Consider the following 5,550-nt stretch of genomic DNA (forward strand, 5'->3'; position numbering starts at 1 on the left):
TACGAAGGTACGAAGGTACGAAGGTACGAAGGTACGAAGGTACGAAGGTACGAAGGTACGAAGGTACGAAGGTACGAAGGTACGAAGGTACGAAGGTACGAAGGTACGAAGGTACGAAGGTACGAAGGTACGAAGGTACGAAAGTACGAAAGTACGAAAGTACGAAGGTACGAAGGTACGAGAGTACGGGGCCCGCTCCGACAGGCTCCGTGCTGGGAGCGAGTGAACTCGCCGCAACCAAAGCGGAAAGCCCCGCAAACTACGCGGGGCTTCAACTACGTGACAGGCCGGGCCGGACAGGTTCTGCCCGCGCGCCACACTGCCGTTCCGGAAGAGGCGCCACGAAAACCTCGCTCGTGCGATGAAGCCGGTGCGCCAGCTGAGGAATCCACTGTCGCAATCCTCACGTTCCGACGACGCGCCAGACGCACGGCAACAGTCCGCACCGGCGGACTTTGCGCCTTTCCAGCAGCGAATTCATTCGCTCCTGGATGCCCGACGGACCCTCCCCGGCCGGTCCGGTCCCACCGCACCTCAACACTACGATCGTCCCGTACTTTCGTACTTCGTACTTTCCCTCCCGCCCTACCGCGGAGGCTCGTTCCGAAAGCGGTACCCGAAGCCCCGCACCGTCTCAATCCAGTCAGCATGCTCCTCCAGCTTGCCGCGCAGACGCTGCACGTGCATGTCCACCGTGCGGGTGGCGATGTTGGCGGTCACCTCCCACACCGACTCCAGCAGCTGGCGCCGGCTCTGCACGCGCCCGCGGCGCTCCATCAGCGTCATCAGCAGGCGGTACTCGGTGGGGGTCAGATCCAGGTCGCGGCCGTCCACCTGCGCCCGCGCCGCGCCCGCGTCCACCGCGAACGGGCCCACCCGCACCACCTTGCCGGTCTTCCCGGCCGGCGGCGCCTGCTGCACGCGCCGCAGCACCGCGCCCACGCGCAGGATCAGCTCCTGCGGCGAGAACGGCTTGCTCACATAGTCGTCCGCGCCCAGGCGCAGCCCGGCAATGCGGTCCTGCTCCTCCTTTCGCGCGGTGAGCAGGATCACGGGGATCTCCTGCGTCTCCGGGCGCCGGCGAAGCTCCTCGAGCACGGCCAGCCCCGACATCCCGGGGAGCATCAGGTCCAGCACGATCAGGTCGGGGCGCTCCACCTCGGCGGCGCGGATGGCCTCGGGGCCGCTGCTGGCGGTGCGCACGCGGTACGACTCACGAGCAAGATGGTACGCAACCAGCGCGGAGATGTCCGGCTCGTCGTCGACCACCAGGATGTGGGCGTTCATTCGGCTTGTGTTGGGGGTCGGCACACTGCTGGCGCCACCGATGAGCCCGGTGAACACGCCTGTAGAATGCACCTGCCCGGAAGTGCTCTGCAAGCTTCCTCCTCTGCGGTCAGGATCACGCAAACTCCTGATCGCAGTGTAGACCCTTGTTGTAACGCGACCGTAACGTTTCGGGAAGCACGATGCGACAATGTTCGGTGGATGACCAACATCCGTTACACGGAGGCCGGGATGGCTTCCCGGAGTCCGTTACGTCGCGACCCGACCCCGTCCAGGCCGGCGGGTCGGAGGAATGCACCCGGCGGGAATGCCAGAAGCCCCGTCCAGCTCGCTTTCGCTCGCCGAACAGGGCTTCATCCGCCAGCGGCCGCGGGCTCTGCCCCACACGAGCAGGTGAAGCCCCGCCGGGCGAGTTCCGCGAGCCCAGGGCGGGGCTTTATGGCCTTTAGAGCCCCGGGCTTTTGCCCGGAGTGGGTAGGCGGGCCCTACCCCCGCCGCCTGCCCGCCAGCGGCGCCGCGTGCGGCTCCTCGTCCCCCTCGCCCGCGTCATCCTCGTCCGCATCCTCCCCATCCGCCGCGCCGGGCTCCGCATCCGTTTCGCCGCCCGCCGCGGCCGCCTCCTCCGCGCCGGTGCCGTCTTCATCGACCGAAACCGCGTCATCCGTGGATCCATCGTCCACCGTGTCGCCCGCGGCGGAGGCGGACGCGTCGGATGCGGGCTTTTCGGACCGGCCCTCGTCGGACGCGGACTCGCCGGACGCGGGGGTGAGCGGGTCGTCGTCGGTGGGGACGGGGAACGGCAGGCTCTCGGTGGCGGAGAGAGTGCGCACGTCCAGCTTGGGAGGCAGCGAAAGGCGGAAGGTGCTTCCCTCGCCCAGCGCAGACTCCACGGTCAGCGAGCCACCCAGCAGCACCGCCAGCCGCCGCGAGATCGGCAGCCCCAGCCCGGTGCCCAGCTGCTGGTCCGGATGCGCGATCTGCACGAACTCGTCGAAGATGCGCTCCAGGTTCTCGGGCTCGATCCCGCGCCCCTCGTCGCGCACGTCCACCTCGACACCGCCGTCCTCGCGCGACCGGCAGTCCACCGTGATCGGCTTGCCCTCGCCAATCTTGATGGCGTTGGACAGCATGTTGAGGATGATCTGCCGCACCCGCCGCGGATCGGTGGTGATGGCCAGCGCTTCCTCGCACCCCAGCGACAGCTCCGACCCGTGCTCGTCGGCCAGGGGGCGGACGGTGACGAACAGGTCCTGCACCAGCGCGGGAAAGTTGGCCGTCTGGATCTCCAGGTCGATCTTGCCCGCTTCGATCTTGGACAAGTCCAGGATGTCGTTGACCAGCTCCAGCAGGTGCTTGGCCGCCTGGTTGGCCCGCTCGATCCCGCGCGCCTGCTGCTCGTTCAGCGGGCCGTAGATGTCGTCCAAGAGTAGCGCGCTGTACCCCAGGATGGCGTTGATGGGGGTGCGCAGCTCGTGGCTCATGGAGGCGTAGAAACGGCTGCGCGAGGCCATGGCGCTTTCCAGCTCCCGCTGGCGCGCCTGCAGCTGCACGTTCACCGACTGCAGCTCGTGGCTGGTGCGGGCCAGGCTCTCGGCCTGCTCGCGCAGCTCCTCTTCGGCCCGCTTGCGCTCCGACACGTCGCGGCCGATGACGGTGTACAGCCGGTCGCTGTCCAGCTGCAGGCAGCTGACCGACGCCTCCAGGGGAAAGGTCTCGCCGCTGGCGCGCAGCCCCATCAGCGAGTGCTCGCGCGGCGGCACGTCGGGCTCGCCGGAGCCCTTGCCCTCGAGCACCGAGACGGCCCGGTCCGCCGCGTGCGCACACATCTCCTCCACCGCCACGCCCCGGTACTCGGGCGCGAACAGTTCATCCACCGGCCGCCCCATGGCCTCCGCGGCGGCAACGCCAAAGGTGCGCTCGGCCGCGGGGTTGAACAGCGAGATCAGCCGGTCGTCGCCAAAGGTGATGATGGCCTCGAGCGCCGAGTCCACGATCTCGGAGGTGCGCGCCTCGCTCTGGCTGAGCTCGGCGCGGTGCTGCAGCTCCAGCGCGCGCACCTCGCTTTCGCGCAGCCGGGCCTCCTGCTCCTTGAGCTGCTCGGTCTTCAGGTACAGGTCCACGAAGACCGCCACCTTGCTGCGCAGCACGTCGGGGTTGAAGGGCTTGAACATGTAGTCCACGGCCCCCACCTCGTACCCCGCGTACACGAACTGCTCGTCCTTGCTGATGGCCGTGAGGAAGATGATGGGGGTCAGCGAGCTGCGCTCGCGGCTCTTGATGAGCTGCGCCGTCTCGAATCCGTTCATCCCCGGCATCTGCACGTCCAGCAGGATGACGGCAAAGTCATGCAGCAGCACCTGGCGCAGCGCCTCTTCGCCGCTGTTGGCGCGCACCAGGTCGTGGCCCAGCGACTCCAGGATGGCTTCCAGCGCCATCAGGTTCTCGGGCCGGTCGTCCACCATCAGGATGCGCGCCCGGAGCGGCGGCGCGGCGGCCGGGGCGGTCTTGTCGCTCATGCGGACACCGTGCGGCAGCGGGGCACGCGCCGGCCGCGGATGGCCGCCAGGTGCGCGGCGATCTCCTCCAGCGGCAGCACGCACGCCTCGGGGACCGCCTTGGCGGCGGAGCGCGGCATCACCCGCACCTCGGCCGTCTCGGGGTCCTGCACCACCGCGTGGCCGCCCGCGTCGGCGATCTGGCGCAGCCCGCGCGCGCCGTCGGCGTTGGCGCCGGTAAGCACCACGCCGATGACGTCCATGCCGTACACGTCGGCGGCGGACTCGAACATCACGTCGATGGAGGGGCGGCTGTAGCGCACCGGGTCGTCGGTGCTCAGGGAAAAGAACCCGTCGCCTTCAAAGAGCAGGTGGTAGTCGGGCGGGCCCACCCACACGCCGGGGCCAATCTGCATCTTGTCGTTCACTTCGGAGACGGGCAGGCCCGAGCACTCCTGCAGCAGCTCGCACAGCAGCTCCGACTCCTTGGCGCGGTGCTGCACGACGACGACCGGGAGCTCGAAGTCGTCCGGCAGGCCGGCGACGATGGTGCGCAGGGCGTGCAGGCCGCCGGCGGAGGCGCCCACCACCACCACCCGGTAGCCGGGCGTCGCCTGGGGAGCCTCGCTCACGCCAGCCTCCGGAAGATCTTCTCGCGCGCGTCGAGCACCTCGTACTTGTCCTCGAACTCGGTAAAGCGCAGCGTCTCCTTGTTCCCCAGCGCCAGGATGCCGAAGCGCCCCATGCTGTCGTAGAACAGGCGGTGCACGCGGTTCTGCAGCTTGCGGTCGAAGTAGATCATCACGTTGCGGCACACGACCACGTTGAACTCGGCGAACGAGCCGTCCGTGACCAGGTTGTGCTGCGAAAACACCACGTTGCGCGTAAGCGCGCCGTTGAACAGCGCGCCGTCGTACATGGCCGTGTAGTACTCGCTGAACGAGCGGGTGCCCCCCGCGCGCACGTAGTTCTGCGTGTACTCCTGCATCTTGTCCAGGGGAAAGATGCCGGCCCGCGCGCGCTGCAGCACCATCTCGTTGATGTCCGTGGCGTAGATGCGCGCCCGTTCGTACAGCCCCTCCTCTTCCAGCAGGATGGCCATGGAGTACACCTCTTCGCCGGTGGAGCACCCGGCGTGCCATACCCGGATGAACGGGTAGGTGCGCAGCACCGGCACCACCTTCTCGCGGAACGCGGCGTAAAAGCCGGGATCGCGGTACATGGCGGTGACGTTGATGGAAAGGTCCAGCAGCAGCCGTTCCATCATCGCCGAATCGTGCAGCACGCGGTCCTGCAGCTGGCTTACGCTCTGCAGCCCCTCGTGCTCGATGCGCTTCCACACGCGCCGCTTGAGCGACGAATACGCGTAGCTGCGAAAGTCGAAGCCGTAGTGCCGGTACACCCCTTCCAGCAGCAGCTCGATCTCGATCCGCTCCAGCTCCCTGTCGTACGCGGCCGGCGTATCCGGCAGTTCTACTCGGGCATTCGCCACAGGGTCGTTGCCTCTGTGTGTGTCTCCGTCGCAGCGTGCAGAACCGCGACGTACGGCAAGGTGCGTGCGAACAGACAGGTTACACGGAACACGCTGCCGCCGCCGGGCTTCGGCGGCTCCGGGGTGAAGGCCCCGCCGCCGCTGGATTACGGCTCGGCGACGGGCATCCCGCTGGCGCCCGCGCCTCCCCCTCTCCCCCGCTGACGCGGGAGAAAGGGGAGAATTCAGCTGGGCTCGGCCAGGAGCCAGCGGAAACGCGGTCGAATTCTCCCCCTC

The 5,550-nt window shown here is 68.1% G+C and carries 4 protein-coding genes; all 4 read right to left on the bottom strand.

Features of this window, described 5'->3' with window-relative positions; translation table 11 throughout:
• Window positions 1–585: 585 nt before the first annotated feature.
• The 4 genes from ACOJUJ_RS16650 to ACOJUJ_RS16665 all read right to left on the bottom strand — a co-directional run bounded on the left by ACOJUJ_RS16650 (window position 586) and on the right by ACOJUJ_RS16665 (window position 5,274).
• On the bottom strand, window positions 586–1,287 hold the full coding sequence (locus tag ACOJUJ_RS16650; RefSeq protein ID WP_420128025.1) for a response regulator: 702 nt from the start codon (window positions 1,285–1,287) through the stop codon (window positions 586–588).
• Between the two features lie 485 nt (window positions 1,288–1,772).
• The gene (locus tag ACOJUJ_RS16655) at window positions 1,773–3,803 is read right to left on the bottom strand and encodes an ATP-binding protein (protein ID WP_420128026.1); all 2,031 of its coding nucleotides are present in this window, start codon (window positions 3,801–3,803) and stop codon (window positions 1,773–1,775) included.
• On the bottom strand, window positions 3,800–4,414 hold the full coding sequence (locus ACOJUJ_RS16660; RefSeq protein WP_420128027.1) for a chemotaxis protein CheB: 615 nt from the start codon (window positions 4,412–4,414) through the stop codon (window positions 3,800–3,802). Before ACOJUJ_RS16660 ends, ACOJUJ_RS16655 begins: the two co-directional genes overlap by 4 nt.
• The gene (locus tag ACOJUJ_RS16665) at window positions 4,411–5,274 is read right to left on the bottom strand and encodes a CheR family methyltransferase (RefSeq protein ID WP_420128028.1); all 864 of its coding nucleotides are present in this window, start codon (window positions 5,272–5,274) and stop codon (window positions 4,411–4,413) included. The genes ACOJUJ_RS16660 and ACOJUJ_RS16665 overlap by 4 nt, the downstream gene beginning before the upstream one ends.
• Window positions 5,275–5,550: the final 276 nt, after the last annotated feature.

Origin of the sequence: Longimicrobium sp., assembly GCF_048594345.1 — a bacterium.
In the GTDB taxonomy this organism is placed as follows: domain Bacteria; phylum Gemmatimonadota; class Gemmatimonadetes; order Longimicrobiales; family Longimicrobiaceae; genus Longimicrobium.

What these genes read in the sequence shown, in the direction of transcription:
- ACOJUJ_RS16650 (WP_420128025.1), bottom strand. Translation starts at nt 1,287, where the DNA reads ATGAACGCCCACATCCTGGTGGTCGACGACGAGCCGGACATCTCCGCG.
- ACOJUJ_RS16655 (WP_420128026.1), bottom strand. Translation starts at nt 3,803, where the DNA reads ATGAGCGACAAGACCGCCCCGGCCGCCGCGCCGCCGCTCCGGGCGCGC.